The sequence below is a fragment of the Thiolinea disciformis DSM 14473 genome, assembly GCF_000371925.1.
GTDB classification, from domain to species: domain Bacteria; phylum Pseudomonadota; class Gammaproteobacteria; order Thiotrichales; family Thiotrichaceae; genus Thiolinea; species Thiolinea disciformis.
The window spans coordinates 12,023-34,707 of sequence record NZ_AQVE01000002.1; the positions used below are offsets into that span (position 1 = coordinate 12,023).

17 protein-coding genes are annotated in these 22,685 nt (G+C 43.1%); 13 read left to right on the forward strand and 4 right to left on the reverse strand.

Annotated features, from left to right (window positions below; genetic code table 11):
- The first annotated feature begins 6 nt into the window (after positions 1 to 6).
- Complete coding sequence (locus tag A3IE_RS0101635; RefSeq protein ID WP_020393830.1) at positions 7 to 3,729, forward strand: PilC/PilY family type IV pilus protein; 3,723 nt, start codon at positions 7 to 9, stop codon at positions 3,727 to 3,729.
- 62 nt (positions 3,730 to 3,791) lie between these two features.
- Here A3IE_RS0101635 and A3IE_RS0101640 read toward each other — a convergent pair whose 3' ends face one another.
- Positions 3,792 to 4,238, reverse strand: a complete 447-nt coding sequence (locus tag A3IE_RS0101640; RefSeq protein ID WP_020393831.1) for an RDD family protein — start codon at positions 4,236 to 4,238, stop codon at positions 3,792 to 3,794.
- A 349-nt stretch (positions 4,239 to 4,587) separates the two neighbouring features.
- Here A3IE_RS0101640 and A3IE_RS0101645 point away from each other — a divergent pair, with 349 nt between their 5' ends.
- The 6 genes from A3IE_RS0101645 to A3IE_RS19625 all read left to right on the forward strand — a co-directional run bounded on the left by A3IE_RS0101645 (position 4,588) and on the right by A3IE_RS19625 (position 11,114).
- Complete coding sequence (locus tag A3IE_RS0101645) at positions 4,588 to 5,394, forward strand: ABC transporter ATP-binding protein (RefSeq protein ID WP_020393832.1); 807 nt, start codon at positions 4,588 to 4,590, stop codon at positions 5,392 to 5,394.
- Positions 5,391 to 6,098, forward strand: coding sequence for an ABC transporter ATP-binding protein (locus A3IE_RS0101650; protein ID WP_020393833.1), 708 nt, complete (start codon positions 5,391 to 5,393; stop codon positions 6,096 to 6,098). The genes A3IE_RS0101645 and A3IE_RS0101650 overlap by 4 nt, the downstream gene beginning before the upstream one ends.
- 2 nt (positions 6,099 to 6,100) lie before the next feature.
- Positions 6,101 to 7,114, forward strand: coding sequence for a branched-chain amino acid ABC transporter permease (locus A3IE_RS0101655; RefSeq protein WP_020393834.1), 1,014 nt, complete (start codon positions 6,101 to 6,103; stop codon positions 7,112 to 7,114).
- Positions 7,111 to 8,496: a branched-chain amino acid ABC transporter permease gene (locus A3IE_RS0101660; RefSeq protein WP_020393835.1), complete on the forward strand. Its 1,386-nt coding sequence runs from the start codon at positions 7,111 to 7,113 to the stop codon at positions 8,494 to 8,496. Before A3IE_RS0101655 ends, A3IE_RS0101660 begins: the two co-directional genes overlap by 4 nt.
- 95 nt (positions 8,497 to 8,591) lie before the next feature.
- The gene (locus tag A3IE_RS0101665) at positions 8,592 to 9,785 is read left to right on the forward strand and encodes an ABC transporter substrate-binding protein (RefSeq protein ID WP_020393836.1); all 1,194 of its coding nucleotides are present in this window, start codon (positions 8,592 to 8,594) and stop codon (positions 9,783 to 9,785) included.
- Positions 9,786 to 9,896: 111 nt separating this feature from the next.
- Entirely contained in the window at positions 9,897 to 11,114 is a 1,218-nt protein-coding gene (locus tag A3IE_RS19625) for an ROK family protein (RefSeq protein WP_020393837.1), read from the forward strand.
- 72 nt (positions 11,115 to 11,186) lie between these two features.
- Here the strand turns inward: A3IE_RS19625 and A3IE_RS0101675 are convergent, their stop codons facing one another.
- Entirely contained in the window at positions 11,187 to 13,667 is a 2,481-nt protein-coding gene (locus A3IE_RS0101675; protein ID WP_245539165.1) for a hypothetical protein, read from the reverse strand.
- A gap of 81 nt (positions 13,668 to 13,748) precedes the next feature.
- Here A3IE_RS0101675 and A3IE_RS0101680 point away from each other — a divergent pair, with 81 nt between their 5' ends.
- Positions 13,749 to 14,240, forward strand: a complete 492-nt coding sequence (locus tag A3IE_RS0101680; protein ID WP_020393839.1) for a hypothetical protein — start codon at positions 13,749 to 13,751, stop codon at positions 14,238 to 14,240.
- Positions 14,241 to 14,598: 358 nt separating this feature from the next.
- Here the strand turns inward: A3IE_RS0101680 and A3IE_RS0101685 are convergent, their stop codons facing one another.
- Positions 14,599 to 15,030: a tetratricopeptide repeat protein gene (locus A3IE_RS0101685; RefSeq protein WP_020393840.1), complete on the reverse strand. Its 432-nt coding sequence runs from the start codon at positions 15,028 to 15,030 to the stop codon at positions 14,599 to 14,601.
- 110 nt (positions 15,031 to 15,140) lie between these two features.
- Between A3IE_RS0101685 and A3IE_RS0101690 the strand changes: the two genes are divergently transcribed.
- The 4 genes from A3IE_RS0101690 to A3IE_RS22805 are packed head-to-tail and all read left to right on the forward strand — an operon-like array spanning position 15,141 to position 17,721.
- On the forward strand, positions 15,141 to 16,670 hold the full coding sequence (locus A3IE_RS0101690; RefSeq protein WP_020393841.1) for a 3-hydroxyacyl-CoA dehydrogenase NAD-binding domain-containing protein: 1,530 nt from the start codon (positions 15,141 to 15,143) through the stop codon (positions 16,668 to 16,670).
- Positions 16,671 to 16,721: 51 nt separating this feature from the next.
- Positions 16,722 to 17,084, forward strand: a complete 363-nt coding sequence (locus A3IE_RS0101695; protein WP_020393842.1) for an Imm8 family immunity protein — start codon at positions 16,722 to 16,724, stop codon at positions 17,082 to 17,084.
- On the forward strand, positions 17,085 to 17,489 hold the full coding sequence (locus A3IE_RS22800; protein WP_020393843.1) for a WapI family immunity protein: 405 nt from the start codon (positions 17,085 to 17,087) through the stop codon (positions 17,487 to 17,489). It begins immediately after the preceding gene.
- Complete coding sequence (locus A3IE_RS22805; protein ID WP_281167167.1) at positions 17,449 to 17,721, forward strand: tautomerase family protein; 273 nt, start codon at positions 17,449 to 17,451, stop codon at positions 17,719 to 17,721. Before A3IE_RS22800 ends, A3IE_RS22805 begins: the two co-directional genes overlap by 41 nt.
- A gap of 153 nt (positions 17,722 to 17,874) precedes the next feature.
- On the opposite strand, the gene A3IE_RS0101705 is transcribed toward A3IE_RS22805, so the two are convergent.
- Positions 17,875 to 19,386: a SpoVR family protein gene (locus A3IE_RS0101705; protein WP_020393845.1), complete on the reverse strand. Its 1,512-nt coding sequence runs from the start codon at positions 19,384 to 19,386 to the stop codon at positions 17,875 to 17,877.
- Positions 19,387 to 19,926: 540 nt separating this feature from the next.
- Between A3IE_RS0101705 and A3IE_RS0101710 the strand changes: the two genes are divergently transcribed.
- On the forward strand, positions 19,927 to 22,485 hold the full coding sequence (locus tag A3IE_RS0101710; protein ID WP_020393846.1) for a CRISPR-associated helicase/endonuclease Cas3: 2,559 nt from the start codon (positions 19,927 to 19,929) through the stop codon (positions 22,483 to 22,485).
- The last annotated feature ends 200 nt before the right edge of the window (positions 22,486 to 22,685 follow it).

The window sequence follows — 22,685 nt, forward strand, 5'->3', positions numbered from 1 at the left end:
AGAATTATGAAAAATCAGCCGGATGGTTATTTTAATTGGCAAGTTCTGCGGCATGGAGTAGGAATTTTAGTTTGTAGTTTCTGCTTGGCTTGGACAGCAGCTCAGGCAGATGAGACGGAAATATTTGCTCAAAATGATGCAAGTTCAGTGAATAACAATATTTTATTTCTACTGGATGTCTCGGGTAGTATGGGAAGCATTGTGCCTGATAGTGAAGGTAAGACCCGACTCAAGGTACTTCAAGAAACCTTTAAGGATGTGATTACCCAAGCACCATCTAATGTAAATGTAGGGCTTCTGCATTATGCCAATAGTAGCAATGGCTCAGAGTTTTCCGCATATAATTGGAATGCTATTAAAGGTGTTAGTTTTCCAATTAGTAGTATTAATGCAAATGCGACTTCGATCATCGGTAGTGCAGCCTCCACCGATTATTTGCCAGATCCTCCAGCATCGGGGATTCCGGTCAGAAACTATCTGAGTAATGTAGTTGACAGTTGGTCTCCGAGCGGTTACACGCCGATTGTTGATGCGTTGTATGAGGCAACGCGTTATTTTCGTGGCGAGGCACCGGTTTGGGGCGCTTTCGCGCGTAGTAGTGGCGGAAAAGAGTTTGAGAGTTGGCATGCACACCCTTCTACCTATGCAACGGGCGCTTGTTCTCAATACAACTCAGTGACTTGTAATAAAGATAATGGTGAGTGCACCACTTATGTGAATGAACAAAAAGCCACCCTCTCTGATTGTCGCACCGAAGAGGTTTCTTGTAATATCCTCACAGATTTGCTGAACGGTTGTGCACTGGTGCCCTTTAGCTTTCCGCCTCGGTATACTATGTCGGCCAACACTTGTCAGGCCAATTATTGCGCGGTTCAAGGTAAAAAGTATTATAAATCGCCCATTAGGTATACCTGCCAAGCCAACTATATTGTTTTGATGTCAGATGGTAAGCCGGAATACCTGAGTACTAGCGCTAATCTATCGGCGTCGATAAATACTTACCCTCAATCTGTAGAACCAGGCAATGCCAGTGGTGGCGTAACGCTCACGCCAGCTAGAACGCAAGCGCAATTTCCTTATACGATTCCTAAGTTGGTTACTACACCCGCTTTAGATTCAACGGGTATGAGTAGCCCTCTGGTTAAAGCAGATGCCGCGACCATTTGTGTGGATGATCCCCAAGGTTTTAAAAGTGGTAAATGTGGTGCAGAGTTGACACGTTTTTTGGCAACACGTGATCAAGCGGTCTTAATTCCGGGCACACAAACCGTAAAAACTTACACTATTGCTTTTGGTTTAGATGACCCTGATGGGATGGCCTATTTAGCCTCATTAGCAACCGTTGAAGGGGGGGCTTATACTGCCAAAAATCGTGACGGTCTAGCCGATGCGTTTAATAATATTCTCAGTAATATTCAGCAAAGATCTTTGTCTTTTAGTTCCCCCTCTTTCACAGTCGATGAAAATCAGTTCCTATCGCAAGGCACTGATGTTTATGTCCCCGTATTTGACGCAAGCCGTTCAACCTTGTGGTCTGGCAATTTACGCAAGTACAAAATGGATGCTCAAGGGGTTGTCGTAGGTAAGCGTCTAAATGGTTCTCCAGGGCCTGCCTTTACGGATAAGGGAACCATTAATCCTGATGTGATGGATTTTTGGTCTAAAGAATTACACGGTATTGATGCATCGATAGGCGGTGCCGCGTCTTTATTAAAGCCTGCTGAGCGGACAATATGGACTGACATCAATACGACTTCGGGTAGTGTTGCTTTAGTTAGGATTCAGAATGCGACCACTAGCATGTTAACGCCTACTAAGCGTGTCACTCGAAATAGCTTATTACCTTGGGATCAAAACCCAAAGAAAAGTTGTTGGGGCAATTATAAGGATTGCTCCGGTACAGAGCATACGGTTGAAGGTGATCTCGAAACCGGTGCAGGCTGTGTTGATATTGCCCAAGTGACTACTTGTCCAGGTATACAACCCACCGAAAGTGAAAGAGAAACCTTAGTTAATTTTGCATTGGGCTATAAGAATGGCAATCCTGATGCAGGCGCACGCTATCACATGGGCGATACCCTCAATACTAAACCTGTATCTGTCAATTATGGTAATGGTAAAAACATAGTCTTTCTGGGAACAAACGAGGGTTATTTACATGCGTTTGATGCCAATTCTGGAAAAGAGCATTGGGCTTATATACCAAGACCACTCTTGAAAAATATTGGCTTTTTTATGAGTAATGATAGTGGTCGTGAACACCTCTATGGTATTGATGGTGCATTAACCGTGCTGCGAAAAGATAAAAATAATGATGGCATTATTCGCCGTAGTGACGGAGATAGCGTGTATGTATTTTTCGGTTTGCGTCGAGGTGGACGTGATTACTATGCTTTAGATATTACCGAGCCTAATTCTCCGCGCTTACTGTGGTGGAATCACGCTTCGCGTCCAGGCTTTAATACCTTAGGGGAGGCTTGGTCTAAGCCTACCTTGTCACGTATGCGTGTGCAGAATGGTAATGAACCCCCTGTTGTTAAAGATGTTTTAGTATTTGGTGCTGGTTTTGACCCGAACAAAGAGGAACAAAGCCCTAAGCGTCCTGAAGATAATTGGGGTAAGGATGTTTATATCGTTTCCTTAGAAACGGGTGAGCTGATCTGGTCATTGCAACAAGGCTATAATCGCGGTGGCGCTATTAAAGGTGCAAATAAGTTAAAACATAGTATTACCGGTGATATTCGTATTCTAGACATGGATAGTAATGGGTCTTTAGATCGCCTTTATTTCGCAGATACCGGAGGCAATGTTTGGCGGGTCGATTTGGATGCAGATATTTATGATTCTGACCCCTCCTATTATGACTACCAAGATGCCTTGCTAACACAAATTGCTGATTTAGGGGGCGGTAATGGTAACAAAGATCATCGCAAGTTTTACTATGAACCCGATACCGCAATGCGGATGCAAAATGGTAAACCGATTCTAACAATTGCTCTAGGCAGTGGTTACCGTTCGCATCCTTTAGACACTGAAGCGGAGCAAGATCGTTTCTATGTGTTAATCGATCCTAATCCGTATGGTTTGCCTCCGAATAATTTTAAGCCGATTACTGAAGCGAATTTAATGGATGCGAATACGATTGAGGCTGGGAAAAATATTCTAAATTATATGAGTAGCGACAAGAATATTTTTGGTTGGTATTTGCCGTTAACACTGGAGGGGGAAAAGGTTTTATCGTCGGCCTTTACCTTTTTAGATAAAGTTATGTTTACAAGTTTTTCTGTGGTAGATGAAGCCGGTAAGCGTAGTGTGCCTGCGCCTTGTGAGCCCGGTAAAAATACCTCCAGAGCTTATATATTAGATCTATTAAGCGGTCGTGGTGTATTGGATTTAGATGGTGCAAAAGATAGTAATGGTCAAAAAGCACCTGATAGATTTAAAGTGGTAGGTGCCTATGAACTGATGGAAGCTCCCCAATTAGTGTTTGGTTCTATTTATAATACTAAGGATGGCTCAGCTTGCACGGGTGCTGGCCAAGATTGTAAGCAGAATATTCAAATCCAAATTGGTAAATATAAATTGCCTTTGATGGACGTCAAGACAGTTGATGCTATAAATAGTACACAAGATTATAACCAAATGATTGATGTGACACGTTTATTGCCACGTTTATATTGGTTAGATAATAGTGTTACAGGTGGTAAGGGAGCAGCGACCGCTCCTTAAGTTACCGATCCTGACTGAGCTAGGCTTTTGTTGCGCAAGTGGCAAAAGCCTTTTTTATTTGTTTACCGCTCAGCTTTAATAATTCTTGTGCGCGATAAACGATCATGCCAAGTCAGTTTCTCGGGATCGAAAATCGCAATCCAAAACCCTGTCCCCAAGGCTAGCCAGCTAAGTAACGACCATGCATAGCGCATAAAAGCCTTTTGCCAATCTAAGGGGCGCCCATCATTATCCACCACACGTAGTTTCCAAGCCCGTAAGCCTAAGGTCTGGCCACCATGTGTCCAAAACCAGCCAAATAAGAAAAAGGCAATGCCAAGCCCTAGTAGAAATAGCATTTTAGCAAGAAGTGAGCCTGCTGGAATTTCTGGTATGCCAAGCACTTTGCTAAGGATGGTGCCAACGATACCGACTAGCAAAAACGAGCTAATACCGATGAGTAAACCATCGTAAAACATAGCACCAAGGCGACGTAAAAAACTGGGGGAGTCAAGTGCACTGGGGTTCATAGCCTATCCTAATTCAGCAAGCGCCAACACTTTAACGGCTTAGACTTTGATACGCAAACCAAAATTACACGAACAAAGTATTGAAAAATCGCTAATATAGTGTAGCGTGCACGTAATCAGTGCATAGCACACTCTGCTGGAGGAGTTATCTTATGTTAGGGCTCATTCGTAAGCTTGTAGTCTTTTACTGTTTTTCAAACCACCATTTCGTATTAAATTTTGTCTAGTCCCTACATCATGGCTGACATCTCATGCTTAAGTCGAGTATAACTAGCAGTCATTTTTCAAAGCGATTTGATCTCTTTCTCTTCTCCCTTAGGTTTTTAAGCCGTTTGTAAAGGTCTTACAAATGATTGAAATTAAAGCTGTGTCAAAACATTTTGGTGGCCTTAAGGCGGTTGATAATGTCACCTTGACTATTAATAAAGGTTCGATAACAGGTTTGGTTGGCCCGAATGGGGCTGGTAAATCGACCTTGTTTAACTTGATTGCGGGCTTGTATCCGCCTAGCTCAGGGCAGATTGTGCTAGATGGTGAAAATGTCACAGGTATGCAGCCTTATCAGCTATTCGCCAAAGGACTACTACGCACTTTTCAGATTGCACACGAATTTTCCAGTATGACTGTACTGGAGAATTTGATGATGGTGCCGGATCGTCAATTGGGTGAGAGCCTTATTAATACTTGGTTACACCGTTCTAAAGTGCGCGCCCAAGAGGAGCAGGTGCGTGCTAAAGCGGAAGAAGTGATTAAGTTTTTAAAAATTTCGCATGTACAGTATGAGCGTGCGGGTAATTTATCAGGTGGACAGAAAAAGCTATTGGAATTAGGTCGTACCATGATGGTAGATGCCAAAGTGGTGTTATTGGATGAGGTCGGTGCTGGTGTTAATCGTACTTTGTTGGGCGAAATTGGTGATGCGATTTTGCGCTTGAATCAAGAGCGCGGTTATACGTTTTGTATGATAGAACACGATATCGATTTTATTGCGCGTTTGTGTAATCCAGTCGTGGTCTTGGCCGAGGGCAAACTATTAATGCAAGGTACGGCTGAGCAGATGCGCAACGATGAGCGCGTAATTGAGGCTTATTTAGGCCGTGGTCTAAAAAATCGCGCTACTATCGGGACAGGCGTGACAGCGGGGGCAAAAGCATGACTTACTTGAAAGCGGTTGGCCTCGTGGGCGGCTATGGCAGTGGCCCTGATATTTTGCACGGCTGTGATCTAGCAGTAGATCGGGGTGAAATTGGGGTGATTGTTGGTCCGAATGGCGCGGGTAAATCAACCGCCATGAAATCGCTACTGGGTATGCTCAATCTACGTGAAGGAAGCGTGACCTTAGATGGAAAAGATATTACCCATCTTGCCCCACAGGCACGTATTGCCGAAGGGATTGCCTTTGTTCCCCAAACTGAAAATGTGTTTACCACGATGACCGTCGAAGAGAATCTGGAAATGGGAGCCTTTCTGCGTCAGGATGATTATTGGGATACCATTGATCAGATTTATCAGCTTTTTCCGATTTTGAAAGAAAAACGTCATCAATATGCCGGTGAATTATCCGGTGGACAGCGCCAACAAGTTGCGGTAGGGCGTGCCATGATGACTAAACCTTCAGTGATTATGCTGGATGAGCCAACCGCAGGGGTTTCACCGATTGTGATGGACGAATTATTTGATCGAATTCTAGAAGTCAAAGCCACTGGGGTAGCCGTCTTGATGGTTGAGCAAAATGCACGTCAAGCTTTAGAAATTGCAGATCGTGGTTTTGTACTGGTGTTGGGGCAAAACCGCTATACGGGCACAGGCGCTGAGCTGCTAGCGGACCCTGAAGTACGTAAATCATTTTTGGGGGGTTAAGGATGACGGACTTTTTAAATGCCTTAGTGCTACTCACCAATTTCGTTTTATTGCCTGCGATTACCTACGGCTCACAGTTAGCGCTGGGAGCTTTAGGCGTCACCTTACTTTATGCCGTGTTACGTTTTTCGAATTTCGCGCAAGGTGAAACGATGGCGATGGGCACCGCCTTAGCGATTTTATGCACGACCTTATTACAAAGTATCGGCGTCAGTTTGGGCGTGTTGCCCACGGCATTGCTGGGTATGTTACCAGCTATTGTTATCATGTGGGGTGTGGTTCTACTCACAGACCGTTGGGTTTATCGTTACTATCGCACGAAACGTAGCAAATCTATTGTTTTCGTGATGGCCTCCGTGGGCGTCATGTTTGTTATGAATGGTCTGGTGCGTTTCTTATTAGGCGCGGGCGATCGCAATTTTGAAGATGGCGAGCGTTTTATTATCAGTGCTGCTGACTTCAAACTTATGACAGGTTTAGAGGAAGGTTTGGCTCTCAAAACCACGCAAGTGATTACGATTGTCTTAGCTGCTATTTTGGTCATTGCCTTATTCTGGTTTTTACAAAAAACCAAAACTGGTAAATCCATGCGTGCCTATTCAGATAATGAAAATCTTGCGCTGTTATCCGGTATTGATCCGCATCGGGTAGTGCGTATTACATGGATGATTTCGGCAACGTTAGCGGTGATTGCTGGGGTTTTGTATGGTCTTGATAAAGGCTACAAACCCTTATCTTATTTTAATTTATTATTACCCATTTTCGCGGCTGTCATTGTGGGTGGTGTGGGCAAACCGGCTGGTGCGATTTTGGGCGGATTTGTCATTGCCTTCACCGAAGGTTTATTGACCTATGCTTACAAAGCTTTCTTAAACTATCTTGTACCCCCCGCATGGTTGCCGGAGGGATTAATTCAATTTTTATCAACGGAATACAAAGTTGCGATTACCTTTGTGATTTTGGTAATTGTGTTATTAGTGCGCCCAACGGGTATTTTGCGGGGTAAAGTAATATGAGTAAGTTATGGCACAATAACACGCTACGCGCCCTCGCTTTTTTCAGCATTATGGCTTTTATGCTCGTGCTGGTTGGTGTGAATCAATCGTGGTCCGTGGCGATTGCGATTTTAAATCTCTGTATTATTTCAGCCATTATGTCATTAGGGCTTAACTTGCAGTGGGGCTATGCAGGTTTATTTAATGTAGGAATTATGGGTTTTACTGCCTTGGGGGGGATAGCGGCGGTTTTAGTGTCTTATCCGCCGGTGAAAGATGCTTGGCAAGTGGGTGGCTTAGGCATTCTAGGTTCGTTAGTGGTTTTATTGGCGACAATTGCTGTGTGTGTGACGTTATACCGTAAACTGCAAAGCTCATCTTACCGTTGGCTGGTTTTAAGTCTCATTATTTTAGTGGGCTATTTCTTATTGCGCTTAGTGTACGAGCCAGCCGTTAAAGCGATTGAAGCAACCGATCCTAGCCGTAGTGGTTTTTTAGGGGGATTAGGTTTGCCTTCCTTATTGTCATGGTTGGTGGGTGGCTTGTTCGCGGCAGGTGCGGCCTGGTTCATTGGCAAAATTGCCTTAGGTTTAAAATCGGATTATTTAGCGATAGCTACCTTGGGCATTGCCGAGATTGTCGTGTCGGTGTTACGCAATGAAGATTGGTTATCACGTGGTGTAAAAAATGTTACCGGTGTACCACGTCCCGTGCCTTATGAGGTAGAACTGCAACAAAGTCCGCGCTTTATTGAATGGGTCAGTAATTGGAATAGCGCTAAGCTTGCCGCCTTGGATGAGGTCGCACGTAATGATGCTTTGCAAAAGTTAGTGTCGGATGCTTCCAGTATTGCTGTCAAGTTAAGCTATACCGGCTTATTTACGGCTGTTCTATTATTAATCTTGTTGCTGTCAGTGCTCGCTTTGCATTCGCCATGGGGACGGATGGTGCGTGCGATTCGCGATAATGAAGTCGCCGCTTCGGCTATGGGTAAGGATGTCAAAGGGCGACACTTACAGATTTTTGTACTAGGCTCAGCCGTATTTGGTATGGCGGGCGCTATGTTAGTCACCTTAGATGGTCAGTTCACGCCAGGGGCTTATAGTCCCTTACGCTATACTTTTTTAGTTTGGGTGATGGTCATGGTAGGCGGGTCAGGCAACAATTTAGGCGCTGTGTTAGGGGGCTTTGTGGTGTGGTTCTTGTGGGTTGAGGCAGAGCCAGCCGGTTTTTGGCTGATGAACACCATCACCAGTGGTTTAGACGATGGGAATGCCTTGCGGACGCACTTAATCAATAATGCCCAATACATGCGTGTGATTGTAATGGGCTTAGTTTTATTGTTAGTGATGCGCTTTAGCCCTTGGGGGTTGTTGCCAGAGCAGAATGGGCAGCGCCGTTAAGACATAACCCTAAGGCTATGAGTGATAAAGGAACGTAATAGTTTAGTACAGGTCTATCAATAGGGTAATACAACCAAAACGTGGAGATATAAGTTATGAAAAAATTGCTATTAGCAACTCTGTTGGCAAGCATATTCGCAACGAGTGCACAAGCCGCGGATGATACGATTAATATTGGTATTGAATTCGGTTTCACAGGGCCTATCGAGTCGCTTGCACCGATGATGGCCGCTTCTGCGGAATTAGCGCTGAAAGAAGTATCGGACTCGAAAGCGTTATTAGGTGGTAAGACCCTGAAAGGGATTCGCGCAGATGACACCTGTGTGGATGCAGCCAATGCGACTACCGCTGCTGAACGTTTAGTGACCTCTGACAAAATTGTAGCCCTGATTGGTGCCAGTTGTTCTGGAGCGGCTACTGCTGTAGCAAATAACGTCTTGATACCGAAAGGTATTCCCATGATATCGAGTTCAGCCACTGCCCCAGCCTTAACGACTTTAGACGACAAGGGTTTCGTGTTTCGTACGGCTCCCTCTGATGCGCGCCAAGGTGAGTTACTCGCTGAAATCGTAAAAAATCGTGGTGTTGATGAAGTGGTAATTACCTATACCAACAATGACTATGGTAAAGGTTTGAATGAGTCTTTTGGTGCGGCCTTTAAAAAATTAGGTGGCAAAATTGTAGCGAGTACTGCGCATACCGATGGTCAGCCAGATTACAGTGCTGATGTAGCGGCGCTCAAAGCATCAGGCGCAAAAACTTTAATTGTATTTGGTTATGCTGACCAAGGCGGTAAGGGTATTGTTCAAGCTTCCTTAGATTCTGGTGCCTTTGACAAATTTATTTTTGCTGACGGTATGATTGGCGAAGGTTTGACGAAAAACTTCGGCACTAAGATCAATGGGGCGTTCGGCACTATGCCCGGTGGTGAAACAGAGGGGTCGAAAAAATGGGAGGCCATTGCTAAGGAAAACAAGATTGATCCTACCGGTGGTCCCTATCGTGGTGAGTCGTATGATGCAGCCGCTATTCTGGCTTTAGCGATTCAAGCCGCTGGTAAGGCAGATCCTGCCGCCATTCAAGCTAAAATTAAAGACGTCGCGAATGCGCCTGGTGAAAAGATCTATGCAGGCGAACTGGCTAAAGCCTTAAAGCTTTTGTCTGAAGGCAAGGATGTTGATTATGTGGGCGCAACGGGCGTTGAGTTCGACGATGCTGGTGATGTAAAAGGCGCTTATCGCGAAGTTGAAGTCAAAGAAGGCAAGTTCGAGACCATAAAAGCTTATTAATTAAGCTACTGCTAGATTATTCTATTTAAGGCTAGCGAATCGCTAGCCTTTCTAAAATCATCGCGTTACCATTCTTGCGATGACCAATAGCTAGGAATTGCGAGCACCGCTATGCCCACATTAGTACGAACCGATGATGTGCGGAGGCAGAATACTCGTTTGGTGATGGACAGCTTACGTCGCCTCCAACGGGTGTCTCGTACTGAAATTGTCAAACAAACCGGTTTATCGCCTGCCACCATCTCAAGCATTACCTCCACCCTAATCAGCGATGGCATTCTGATTAGCCAAGAGCATATTGGCGGCTTAATTGGTCGTGGGCGCCCACGCATCATTCTGAGCTTACGTCCAGAAGTTGGTTGCATTGTAGCGCTCATGTTATCCATGAATCGCTTAGATGCACGCTTACAGGATTATGCAGGACAAACCATCGCTCAAAATCATCTTGATTTTGATTCTAAAAGTACGCCCGCTCCAGAGCTTTTCACACAGATTGATCGTTTAATCAGTGAGTTATTAGCGCGTCGTTCTAGTCATCCTACCATGCCATTACGGTATATTGCGGTATCTGTGCAAGGTGCTGTCGATGTAACACGCCAAACGTTATTATGGTCGCCGGTTATGGCGGATCAGGATATTAATATCGGTGAGTTTTTGGCAAAACGCTTTAAGGTTGAAGTGAGTGTAGATAATGACTGTAATTTATTAGCCAAGGCCTTGCAGTGGCGTTATCCCGAACAATTTGGTAAGCATTTTGCGGCTATTTTGCTGTCACAAGGGATTGGTATGGGCTTAATGTTAGATGGGCGTTTATTTATGGGAACGCGTACTTCCGGCAATGAGTTTGGCCATATGGTGTATAAGCCGGAAGGAGCGGAATGCCATTGCGGGCAGCGCGGTTGTATTGAGGCTTATGCAAGTGAATATGCGATTTTCCGACGCCTTTCTACTCATAAGCACGATGGTGCACCACCTGCAGCGATTGATGAAACTATGATGAGGCACTTTATGCAGCAAGCACTCCTGCAAGAGGGAGAGGAGCGTGAGGCATGGCGTGAAGCGGGGCAGGCGATTGGTTATGGTTTGAGAAGTTTATTTGCCCTCACGGATCCTGTTCCGGTCGCACTGGTAGGTGAAAGTGCGATGATTGCCAGCCTGATCGAACCTGAAATTTATAAAATCCTGTCTAAACCCGGCAATAATGCAGAAGCAGAAATTAAATTGCTTTGGTACCAAGACGCGGATGACATGATTATGCAGGGCTGTGCTTTGGTGGCTTTGCAAGCGGTGGATCACAGTACCCAATTGACGGCTGGGGTCGTGGAGTAGCTAGTAATTTACTAGGTTTTTCCTAAAGTGGTGTTTCTCCACTTTAGGAAAAATTGTTTTAGGAGTAGTCGTTTAATTATTACAGTCTGCCCACCAGCATTTACCTTGCTCTTCTTGGAAATACATGGCTTTATCGTATTTAGGGGCTAGCGCACGTTCTTGATTCAAATGCTCTTTAATTCCAAAACTGCCAAAGCGGTGATAAGTTTGCGGCATGGTATACAGCATGAATAATTGCCCTCCCGCATCTTTGAAGCCGTGTAGCAATTGCGTATAGCGATCGCCCATGCGTGTATCACGATTAGCAGCACGGATTAAGTTTTGCATACGCGTAATTTCAGCGTTAATTTTGGCTACTTCAGCCTCACGCGCTTTAATTTGCTCTTGGGTTGCTCCCGCTGGCAGCTCGGCAGGCATAGGATAAGACGTGTAATCAATCGTTAAATGCTGCCCACCTTCGTAAGTAAAGAAAACAATGGGCTTACCTTTATCATTCACGAATTGATTATTCTTGGTGACGGCTACCTGTTTATTAATCCATGCGATGGTATTGGCTATACCATAACGATCATTCACATTATCGATAATCGAAAATATATCATCCACTGACGTAATATTAATCATAAGCTTAGGGACTTTAGTTGTATCGGCACAATCACTAATCGTATTGCCTTTATTATCGACGTTGTTCCAGCAGCCATAGAAATAAGGAGCACTTGCTAAGGCATCGACTGATTTATAATTAGCATTATTCGCTAACATATTCTTCGAGGCCTGATCATCAAGGGTATAGGTATTTAGGATGCGCACTAAACGATCGGCCCCGCCAAAGATTTCTTTCCAACGATCAAAAATTTCTACCGAACGTGTAGCATAATAGGTATAACCTGCTCGATACGGATTGGTTTCACCGGTTAATTTACCTTTTTCACGTACATATAAAGCGCCCCAGAAAATACCATTCCACGGTTCATTAGTATATTCAATATAAGCTTTTAAATGAGGTTTCAAATTTTCCTTAACATAAGTAGCATGTTGGCGCACATAATCATCAGTAGCATTATGGGGAATATTAAACCAAGGATCACGATTGAGTTGATTGGCCAGTTCTATCACGACCTCGAGTGGTGCGCCGCGCCCATAACGATCTACTAAAGGTGTGCGACTAGAGCCACCCCAAGAGGCTTGATCCATTTTGGCGCGTTTTTCCCAAGAAAATTCTTGCATCAAACAAGCGGTATATTCAGCATCTTTATAAACATAACAAGGATTGCGTGGACTAGACTCGGTAAAGTTCATAGTCCGAATTACTTTAAAGTCTTTAAGAAAGCGTAAATAGTCTGGATTAAAGACTATCGCATTACGATTTTGCGCTAAAGTATCTGCAAAACTGCGATACGCACCGGCAGGACATTCAGTTGCGCTTTCGACTCGTAAGAAGGGATTGCCGTCACAAATTCCCCCCGGCATAGCAATACGAATATTTTTTACTGGATTATTGACATCCGTGCTTTTTAGCATAAGGCGCAAACCAGAAGAGGCTTTATCACGTATTAGATCGGGGGTGATTTCAATAATATCCCGACCTGCTGTACTTTCAGCCGAGACTTTATTAGCGATACCGCTATATTGCAGTGTGCCGCTACCTTCATAAATAACCGTATATTTGCCAGTTGGAATAGCGCCATAAGGTACATAACGCAAAATAAAGGTGCTAGCCCAAGTTGGGACTTTTAGTACGCTATGATTTTCAGTATCGCAAGAGCTAGGAATTCTAGTGGGCCAGCCATTGGTATCATAACTAATGCCAGAACAGGAATATTCAGGAAAAGGGCGCGAAATTCGGAATAAATCAGCAAAAGGTACGGGTTGACCGCCGACTTCATCTGCTTCTGGTTGCGGCGCTTCCAGATTAATACCCAAAGAAGGGCTAAAGGCCGCAGCGACTTGACGTCCTAAAGGCGATAATTTCTTGGCGAGCGCCATTTCAAATGATTCTGGTGTTGATTCCAAGGGCATTAATGGCGTTTGTGCGAAATCAGGTAGCAGTTGAATGCCATTGCTGAGATTGGCATCGTTATCCGTACTTAATAATAAACGGCGTAAGTTGAGCGTAGTATTATGGATGCAATTAACTGCAGGCAGATTGGCACAATAAATCGTCGCTAAATCAACTTCTGTAATGAGTGCTTTAGTGGGAATTGGGCCAAAGCTTTTATTCAGCAAAGTGAACGTAATGGAATCAGCCGTGTCAAACTTGAATTCACCCGTGACACTGGTCACACCCACTTGTCTTTGTTGCGCGGTCGGGGTATTGGTATTTCCAGCTTGTTGGGCGTAATTCAGGGTGCTGGTGTCTGAGACGTAGTTAATATTAATGAGTGGAACTTGGGTTCCAGCAGCCAGATTGGAGATTAACAATTTACCCGAAGTAGGTGTAGGTTGTGGCGTGGGGGGCAAAGGATTAGGTTGATTATCGCCGCCATCATTCCCCCCGCAAGCTTGCAATAAGAGTGCAGCTAACAGGATTGCCAAGCCCTTACGTGTTGTCATAGTGATTGCCTCATCCATGTAAATGACCGTTCCTAGTAACTGCCATTTTATTTTTAATAACCATTTATGATACTTAAATTTATGTCAACTAAAACCAGTCAATTCAGTATTATTTGTCTAGTTTACCTGATCGGCTGCTCAATTGCTTTGGCAGAACCGAATGAGACGCAGCAACCGCATTATACCCCCAAGCCTATTACGGCACCGCAGCCCACTAATAATTCTAGTCATTTAGGTTCAAGACCACTACCGCCACAAAAACCGAAAGTAGCACGGCAATTTATGGTGCGTGCAGGTATTCCAGCGCAAGTGTATTTAGAGGATACGATTGTGATGGTTCGGGCCGGAAATGCTCAGCCAGTAAGTTTAGAAAGTATTTATTGGCCACTCTATCAACAATGGCGCAATCAATATCTACGTTTGGGTGATTTTGACCGAGATGGTTTGATGGATATCGGGGTCTTACAATCAGTGGGGCACGTTGGGCAGGATTTATGTTATGCGATTTATACTTATGATCAAAGTCGGCGTCAATTTCGCTCAGAACGCAGTTTTGACCGGTGTAATCTATAGATCGATTTGGAAAAGCTAATTGCTTTTTTGAAGAGGTTTCTTTAAAATAAAACAAACAGGCAGCTTATTATTAATTGGAACTTTTATTATAACTGCCTGAATGATTAACCGGCTTATTTTTAGTATTATTCATCTGTTTGAACTAACGTTCAGATATTGTGACCCTACCACACTATACAGCAGATGCTTTATTGTTTAGTTAAGGCGAATGTTTTTTAGCCCTGACATTCGTATTAACCTACTTCCTCAAACTGTCTGTCCTTAGTGTTATTGTGTGTTCCATAGCGTGCAGAATAGACGGGGTGCGCTGAATTAAAACTTAACCTTATCTATTTTTCTTAAAGTAATTTATTAGCATTTAGTTGGCACTGGCTAAACTATAAAGCCGTTGTGCTTCAGTTGGGTTTTGTGCTACGCCATTGCCTTCTTCATACATCGATGCCAAGGCCAGCATGGAGCCGGTTAAGCCTTGATCAGCCGCTTTTTGAAACCATTCCGCTGCTTTGCTGGGATTTTTACCAGCGCATTCCCCCATTAAGTACATAAAGCCTAAGCCGTGTTGTGCCAAGCCATAGCCTTGTTCAGCAGAGGCCTTCATCCATTTATAAGCCGCTAAATCACTTTGCACTACCCCCAAGCCGTTTTGATACATGATGGCAATAAGATGTTGGGCTTTGGCATTACCTTGCTCAGCAAAAGGGTAAAGCGCTTGCATCGCACGGGAAAAATGTTTGGCCTCAAAAGCAGCTAAGCCCGTGGCAAATTGCATGTCTTCATTATCAATGCTCATGATCAAACTCCTTATCATTCAAAGAATAATTATGCGATGTGCTTAAGCCTCTGCAAAGCAATAAGTCATTAAGCTTCCAAGTTATTAGGGGTATACGGGGATAGACCACAATGATGGGTTTAGCGAAAGAGAGCAATGTTGCAATCGTAGGTGCGGGCAACCGTGGCCTAACGATTGCACAAATTGCCGCAACGGCTGGGCACAATGTTTTATTGTTTGATAGTGTCGCGGGTAGTGCCGAGCGAGGCATACGTCACATTGTCGCGAATATAGATAAGCTGATAGCACGGGGTCGGATGCCCGCAGAACAGCGTGATTTTATTGTGTCGCGTTTGCATGTTGTCAAACATAGTCATCAATTGGCACAGGCGGCATTGGTGATTGAGGCCATCCCTGAACAGCTCGCTCTCAAGCAAGAGGCGTTGCGTCAGCTTGAGGCCGGACTGGATTCACAAACGATTATTGCCACTACGACACCGTTGTTATCGATTAATGCGCTTGGTTCTGTATTACGGCATCCTGAGCGCTTTCTAGGTTTGCATTTCTTTAATCCGGTCATTGGCTCACGTTTGGTTGAGGTGGTGAACGGTATTGTTACTGCCCCAGAAGTGGCTCAAGTCGTTTATGCCACGATCAATGATTGGGGTAAACAAGCCGTTCAAACACGCTCCACGGCAGGCTTCATGATACAGCGTGCTATGCAGCCGTTTTTTGCAGAAAGTTTAGGCTTATTGCAAGAAGGTGTGGCGGATGTTGCGACTTTAGATACCTTACTTAAAGGTAGTGGCTTTAAGTTTGGTCCTTTTGAATTGATGGATGCACTCGGCAATGATGTGGTGTATGGCATCGCTCAACAGTTACAAGCTGTGTATGGTGCACAAGCGCGTATTATGCCTTCACCCTTGCAAGGCGAATTAGTCGATGCCGGACATTGGGGGCGCAAAACGGGGCGGGGATTTTATCCTTATGCACCCGATACGCCGAAGCCTGCACCAACACTTGCCCCAAAGTGCGCAAAACCTGAAACCATTACGGTGCTGGGGGATGCGCCTTTTGCTGCTGGGATTTTAAGTTTATTAGAAAAAGCAAAGATTCCATTTGAGCGTGATAAGGGTGCGAACAATGATGATTTCGTGGTACTCGCAGGTGAGGCGGTATTAGGATTGACTGATGGACGTTTGGCCTTACAAAGTGCTTTAGAGGATCAGGCAGAGGATTTAGTCTTATTCGACTGGTCATTGGACTATGAGAAATGCACTCATATTGGTATTGCGCCCGCCGAACAGGCCTCGCCTAAGGCTATCGAAAATGCGATTGGTTTTTGGCAAGCTCTAGGTAAACAAGTGATTGTATTACGGGATTCCCCTGGACTTTGTGTGATGCGCACCCTGTGTATGCTGACCAATCAAGCAGTAGAAGTCATGAGCCAACAAGTCGCGAGTGCTGATGATATTGATCTAGCCTTTCAACAGGGCTTAATGTTGCCCCAAGGCATTTTAAAATGGTCGCAAGAGCTGGGTTTAGCGCGAGTCATTACACTCTTGGATAATATGGCTTCAGCCTATGGACAAGAACGGTTTAAACCGACCTTGTTGTTGATTAAACAAGGAATTGCCAATCGACCATGGTTTAATGCTTAAATACAGCAGGCTCTTTTAAAGGGCTTGTTTAGAAGGTTTAGTAAAAATCCTATGCATCTTGAGGTAAAGAAAATTTTTAGCACTGAATTACGGGAGCTGGCTCTTCCAGAAGACCCAGCATGTTGTGCCGTGACAGTGTTTGTTGACATAGGTCTTAAACATTCAGAGGGTGCAGAACAATTTCACGTGTTGGTGGTAACGCCTCAATTTCTGATTCAACACCCAGCCACCTTTTGGGGAAAAGGCTGTCTGTTGATCCCTGAGTTTTCTTGGCGAGAAGTCATTCGCATGATTGAGCGGCTGGTCTCAAGTATTTCTGTCTGCTCTTGGGATGAAGCTGTTAAGGTATTATGTAACTACATGGAGTGGGAGTTTGAAAACTATCTATCATCGGATGACACTACGCGATCATAAATGAATGCTACTCTTTTTACCCAATCTGAAGACTGTCAATTGAGCCTGAAAAGCATCAGGCTTTGTGGAGATGGTTCAGAAGTCTGTTGTTTATTAGAAGTGGTTTCCTACCCATTTGCCGCCAGCGTTGCATTTATATTTGATTGCTCATCGCTAAGTGAGTTTGTCGCAGCACTTGAGAGCTTGTACACCAAGTTAGTGGGTGAGGCTAAACTCGAGAAGCAATATGAGGAAACCTACTTGTCTCTTCGTGGTAATGGTCGAGGACAAATAGTTGTCAGTGGCGTGTTAAGCATGTTAACAGAGCACAGCCAACGCCTTGAGTTTGAATTTGTGACCGATCAAACATCATTACCCCCATTTATTGCTGATTTGCAAGCCGTTTGGATGGCAAGCCACCCCTAAATTTTGGCTTAAGCGTTCAAAAGATGCTTGTGTAATTGAAGTGGTATTTTTGCGGGGTCGTACTGATGAGCAGAAACGTGCTTTATTTCGTCATGTTGCAGAGCAAGCAGTTCAATCGGGTTTTAGAACAGATGACATTATGATTGCTTTGGTAGAAAACTCACGAATGGATTGGTCGCTTGGTCTAGGGATTGCTTATGCCGATCATCATTCAGAAACCTCCCCGAAGTGATTGAGGCACTACTTTAGGATATTTTTGAATTGGCAATTTGAAGCTTAATAAAGCACTCGACGGCGAAGCTGGGTGTCTTTACGTTGCCGCCGAGCTTGTTAAGCTTTTTGTTTTTTCCACAAAGATAGCTACTGTGCGAAAAGACTATCTGGTTTAGTAATCTTCCCCTTCACCCTGTAAATGATAACTGCGCACACGATGGCCATCCGGTTCAACGGAGTGCAAGTGCACATCGTAGCCCCAAAGGCGATGAATATGGCGCAGCATTTCATAACTATCATTACTTAGCGGTTTACGATTGTGCATATGGTGGTGTAAGGTCAGGGAGCGATCACCACGCACATTCACATTTTCTACTTGAATATCAGGCTCTTGCGAGCTGAGATTGTACTGCTGAGACAGCGTTTCACGTAGTGCACGATAGCCTTCATCATTATGAATGGCGGTAACATCAATCGTATTACGGCGGTCATCATCTTGTAGGGCAAAGAAATGAAAATCGCGCATCACCTTAGGAGATAAAAATTGCAGAATAAAACTCTCGTCACGGTAATTGCGCATCACATAATCGAGGGTTTTTATCCAATCCGATCCGGCAATGTCTGGAAACCAACGTTTATCCTCGTCGGTGGGGTTTTCACAAATGCGACGAATATCCTGCATCATGGCAAAGCCGAGCGCATAAGGATTAATGCCAGAATAATATTTACTATCAAAATCAGGCTGCATGACCACATTGGTATGCGAAGTCAAAAACTCCATCATAAAACCATCGGTCACCAAACCTTCATCATACATTTCATTTAAGATCGTGTAGTGCCAGAAAGTTGCCCAGCCTTCATTCATCACTTGCGTCTGACGCTGCGGATAAAAATATTGTGCAGTTTTACGCACAATGCGAATAATTTCGCGTTGCCAGTTTTCTAACAGTGGGGCATTTTTCTCGAGGAAATAAAGAATATTTTCTTGTGGGTCAGCAGGGAATTTACGGGATTGAATCGCTTCCTCAGCTTGCGCTTTACGCGGTACAGTACGCCATAAATCATTAATATGTTGTTGAATATATTGTTCACGTTCTTTTTGGCGCTGCGCTTCTTCCGCAGCCGAAATCGGGGCAGGGCGCTTATAACGATCCACACCATAATTCATAAGCGCATGGCAAGAGTCTAGTAATAATTCAACTGCCTCAACCCCATAACGTTCTTCGCAATCGTGAATATAATTTTTCGCGAATAAGAGATAATCGACAATCGCCTCCGCATCAGTCCAACTACGGAATAAATAATTACCTTTAAAAAAAGAATTATGTCCGTAGCAGGCGTGCGCAATCACTAAGGCTTGCATGGTCATGGTGTTTTCTTCCATGAGGTAAGCTATGCAAGGATTTGAATTAATGACGATTTCGTAAGCTAGCCCCATGCGCCCACGCGAATAATTTTGCTCCACATTCACAAAATGCTTGCCATACGACCAGTGATTATAAAAAACCGGCATCCCAATCGAGGCATAAGCATCCATCATCTGATCAGAGCGAATGATTTCAATTTGATTGGGATAGGTATCGAGCTTGAATTTGTCGTGTGCGATGCGCGCAATCTCACGGTTATACAACTCAATGGTCTCGAACGTCCATTCGGAGCTGGTAGAAAGTGGCTGTTTACTCATAAAGAACTCATGATATTTTTAAGAATTTTTAATGATGGTCTTGGCTGGCCAACGCCCAGCTCCTAATTGCGAGCCTAGTTATCGGTATAACACAAGCCATGCGAAGGGTCTAGTATGGCGGGCGAACGTAGTAGAATTCTGATTTTCCTAGGCTTCACTGGCATAAGTAACAGGTTATGCTATAAAGCTTAAGCCTTGATTTTTGAAGCAGATGAGTAGGTGTCATGAAATATAGGTGTGAATATATTTCATTCATTTTGGCTTGGTTTTATGGGTTCTATGGTTTTTATAAGAAAAAATAATTTTTGAGATTTTTATCAAGTTTTTAAAGATTTTCTGATCTATTAAACGCAGTTTCGATATATGTTAGATGTTTAAATAATAGACCCTTTTCATAAATCAAAATTTAGCCAACTTTAGCTTATGCTAAGGATCTTTCTATAGTTTGGCTACGAGAAGTAGTTGTCTGTATTTTGCGCAGAGAGATCGCTTAAAAATTGATTTATGAAAGAGGTCTAATGTTTCAAAAGAAGTGAGCTTATGTCGTGTGATATTTTTTACCTCGCCCACCAACAAGGTGAGCGTAAGCAATCGGTTGAAGAGCACTTACAGGGTGTGGCTAAACTTGCCAAGCAATTCGCTGAGAAAGTGGGATTAGTAAACGCGGGTGAGTTGATTGGTTTATTGCATGATCTGGGAAAATATAGTCAAGATTTTCAGGACTACCTACGTTCTGCCTTAGATGAAATTGATCCTGATGCTGATGAGTATAAAGACCCGAAACATTTTAAAGGCAAAATCGACCATTCTACCGCAGGGGCACAATTCATCTGGACTTCCTTGATGCAACGAGAGCCAGTTGATGAAAAAACGCAAGCTATTGCTCAGTTATTAGCTTTATGTATTGTTTCGCATCATTCTGGATTAATTGATTGTTTAGAAGAAACAGAGCGAGAACCTGTTAAAGATAAATTTAGCCAGCGCATCAGTAAATCAGAGGAAAAAGCACATTTACAAGAAGCTTTGAGTAAAGTAGATGCAAGTATTAAAAATCGTGCAAATGATTTACTTGGAAATAGCACCTTGATAGATGAAGTATTCAATAAAATTAAAACTATCAATAAGCATTTTAAGTCTCTAAAAAAGCGACACTCCATTAAAAATCAAGATATTTATCATTTTCAACAGGGCTTACTGTTGCGCTTTTTATTTAGCTGTTTGATTGATGCAGACCGAATCGATACGGCTGACTTTGAAAATCCTCATGCTGCCAAGAAACGCGCAAATGGACGTTATCAACACTTTTCTATTTTAATCGAGCGTTTAGAGAATAAACTATTTAATTTAAGTGCTAATGCTGAGGCTAATACCGAGGTCAATCAGCATCGAAAATATATTTCTGATATTTGTTTGCAAAGAAGTAAAGATGAACAAGGTATTTTTACCTTATCTGTACCGACAGGAGGCGGAAAAACATTAGCTAGCTTGCGCTTTGCTTTGCAGCATGTCGAAAAACATACATTAGAACGCATTATTTATATTATTCCTTTTACTTCGATTATTGATCAAAACGCAGAAGAAACACGCAAGATTTTAGAGCCTATTGGTAGCGGTGATGAGGGTAAGGTTGTTTTAGAACACCATTCTAATTTAACCCCTGAATTGCAAACATGGAAAACCAAGATTCTTTCCGAGAATTGGGATGCGCCTGTAGTGTATACAACAATGGTGCAGTTTTTAGAAACCTTGTTTGGTGCAGGTACTCGTGGCGCGAGACGTATGCATCAATTAGCTAATACCGTATTAATCTTTGATGAAATTCAAACATTGCCTATTAATTGCGTACACTTATTTAATAATGCCATTAATTTTTTAGTAGATCATTGTGGTAGCACGGTCTTGTTATGTACAGCGACACAGCCATTACTAGATCGAGTTGACCCCAGCAAAGGGCATTTAGCGCTTAAAAAGACTAATGAATTAATACCAGATGTCAAACGGCTTTATCAAGATTTACGTCGAGTGGTGGTTAATAATCTTTGTAAAACAGAGGGATGGAGTTATACACAAATAGCTGCGTTAGCTATTAGCGAAATGCAAGATTTAGGTAGTTGTTTAGTAATTGTGAATACCAAAGATGCTGCTAAACAGATATTTCAATACTGTCAGTCTCAACTGGCTAGTGTTCAAGGCGTAATGGTATTTCATTTAAGTACTAGTATGTGTCCAGCCCATCGTAAAGCCAAGTTAACTGCAATGAAAGAGCTATTAAAATCCGAGTTGGAGAATAACAAATACAATCAAAAATCCTCTATCATTTGTATTAGTACTCAATTAATTGAAGCAGGGGTAGATGTTGATTTTGGAGCTGTTATTCGCTCAATAGCAGGTTTGGACTCTATAGCGCAAGCAGCAGGGCGTTGTAATCGAAATGGGAAACGAGAAAAAATAGGCCGTGTTTCTATTGTCAACCCTAATGAGGAAAAAACCTCGAGCCTTGCTGATATTGTAGAAGGTAAAAAAATCACTCAGCGTATTTTAGATGAATATAAATCAGATCCGTTGTCGTTTGATAATGAAAATATTATTGGCGTAACCGCCATGGAACAGTACTTCGATTACTATTTCTTTAAACGTCAGAGTGAAATGCTTTATTCAGTTTCCGAGCCGTATAATGACAATCTCTTTAATTTATTATCTAGTAATATGAATAAAGTAGATAATTATGAGCGAGTGAATAATAAGTCATTAAATATTTATTTAAAACAATCTTTTATGGCAGCAGCAAAGGCATTTAAAGCTATTGACACACCTACTCGAGGTGTTTTAGTACCTTATAATGAGCGAGGCCAAGAAATTATTACAGCATTATGTGCGGCGTATGAACCTGATAAGCAATATGCTTTATTAAAAGAAGCACAACAGTATACCGTGAATGTATTCCCTATAGAGCTTAAGAAGTTAAATGACTTAGAAGCTGTGCATTTTATACAAGATGATGTAGATATTTTGTATTTAATCAAACCGCAATATTACAGCAAAGACTTTGGTTTAAGTACTACAACAACTGAAAGTTTCAGTAATTTTCAAATGATGTAAGAAGAAGGTCACCTAGCAGACTAGGTGACCCTATGTGATGTTTTTAAACTTCACAGTTTCAGTATTTCAATCCACACCATAGCAGGTGAGATCACAGTGTACCGTGATCTACAAATTGTTCAAAGATTTATTTACAGTCTCAGTGAAAGCATTATATGCTAAATTGACTGTTAAAATTTTGGTGTGGAACGATGGACAAA